The organism is Synechococcus sp. R55.8, assembly GCF_047461895.1.
Classification (GTDB): domain Bacteria; phylum Cyanobacteriota; class Cyanobacteriia; order Thermostichales; family Thermostichaceae; genus Thermostichus.
Genome location: NZ_JANSIB010000105.1, coordinates 8,391 through 10,179 on the forward strand (window position 1 = coordinate 8,391; position 1,789 = coordinate 10,179).

At 61.5% G+C, this 1,789-nt stretch carries 1 protein-coding gene; it reads right to left on the reverse strand.

Features of this window, described 5'->3' with window-relative positions:
• Positions 1 to 1,612, reverse strand: a 1,612-nt coding sequence (purH, locus tag NW829_RS10480) for a bifunctional phosphoribosylaminoimidazolecarboxamide formyltransferase/IMP cyclohydrolase (RefSeq protein WP_414417031.1), incomplete at its 3' end; no start/stop codon positions are given.
• Between the last annotated feature and the right edge of the window lie 177 nt (positions 1,613 to 1,789).

Sequence of the window (1,789 nt, forward strand, 5' to 3'; positions counted from 1 at the left end):
GGGCAGCCATCTCCACGCTGTCGGCAAAGGGGAAGAAGCCATCGCTGGCCAAAACAGCTCCTGCTGCTTGGGATCCCGCCTGCTGGAGAGCGATCTCCGCTGCTCCCACCCGATTCATTTGTCCGGCTCCGACGCCGAGCGTCTGCCTCTGCTTGGCGACGACAATGGCGTTGGATTTCACATGTTTGCAGACTATCCAGGCAAATTCCAGATCCGCCCACTCCTCCGGTGTGGGCTGGCGCTGGGTGACCACTTGCCAAGAAGGGGGGCTGTCGGTTTGCGTCGGTTCCTGGTCGCGACAGCGTTGCAGAGCAACAGGTGAATCGGCGTCTTGCACCAGAAAGCCCCCGGCCAGGGTGCGGATTGTTTGGGCAGGCCCCACACACAAGTCCGGCAAGATCAAGACCCGCAAGTTCTTTTTGGCCGACAGTAGCTCAGCCGCTTCTGGAGTGCAATCGGGAGCCACCACACACTCCAAAAAAGGCTCCACCAGCCGTCGGGCGGTCTCTGCGTCCAAGGGTTGGTTGAGGGCGACGATGCCCCCAAAGGCCGAAACTGGATCAGCAGCCAGGGCAGCCTCGAGGGCGGCAGCCGGCGATGGGCGAATGGCCACCCCGCAGGGGTTGTTGTGCTTAACCACCACCGCCACCGCTTGTTCAGGTTGCAGGAACTCCCTCCGAGCAGAGCCAGAAGACACAGAGCCCTTCCCGTCAGTGGGCCGCGTCGCATCAGCATTGCGGAGTAACAAGGTTAACTCTGCCGCCAGGGCACGGGCCGCCTCCAGATCCAGCAGGTTGTTGTAGCTCAGCTCCTTCCCCTGCAACTGCTTAGCCCGGTGCCAGCCGGGGGCAGCCGGATCCGTCACATACCAAGTGGCAGCTTGATGGGGATTTTCCCCGTAGCGCAGGCGTTGCCACAGGATCCCTTGCAGTTGAAACCTGTCTTCAGCGGCAGCTGCGGAGGACTGGGAGGGACCTGCTAGCTCCAGGCGAGCCAGGTAGGTGACGATGGCGCGGTCGTAGGCCAGCACCTGCTCAAAGGCCCGACGAGCACACTGGAAGCGAAACGCCAGCCGCTCTGTTTCCCCATAGGCCCCGGAGAGCAGTTGCAAATACTGGGGGTACTGGCTGGGATCCGTCAGCACCGTAACGTAGGGATAATTTTTGGCTGCCGCCCGCGCCAAAGTGGGCCCGCCGATATCGATCTGCTCAAAAGCTTCCTCCAGAGACACTCCTGCCTGGGCCACTGTCTGTTCAAAAGGGTAGAAGTTGACCACCACCAGTTGGATGGGAGGGATCCCCAGCGCCTCTAGGTCTGCCCGGTCTTCGCTGCATTCCAGGCGGGCCAAAATGCCGCCGTGGATGCGGGGGTGCAGCGTCTTCACCCTTCCCCCCAAGATTTCCGGCGCGCCAGTGTGGGCAGAGACAGGGGTGACCGGGATCCCAGCTTCTGAGAGCGCCTTGGCGGTTCCCCCACTGCTGAGCAGTTGAAAGCCATGCTCTTGCACGAGGGACTGGGCCAGCGGGATCAGTCCGGTTTTGTCGGATACACTCAACAAAGCCAACGGTACAGAATCCTGTTCGCGACAGCGTTGCGCAGTAGCAAGGGGCATTGGAGGCGTTATCCAGTAGAGAAGGGCCCAGAGGAAAAAGCTGGCCGGGATACCCAGCCCAGCGCTCTCACAGCATACCCCGAAAGCTGGACCCTCTTGTCCAGCCACCTGGTTCAGACAAATCTTCAGCTAGAAATCGCAGGAGCCCCGCACTGTACCCGTAGGGTCAGTGTCGGG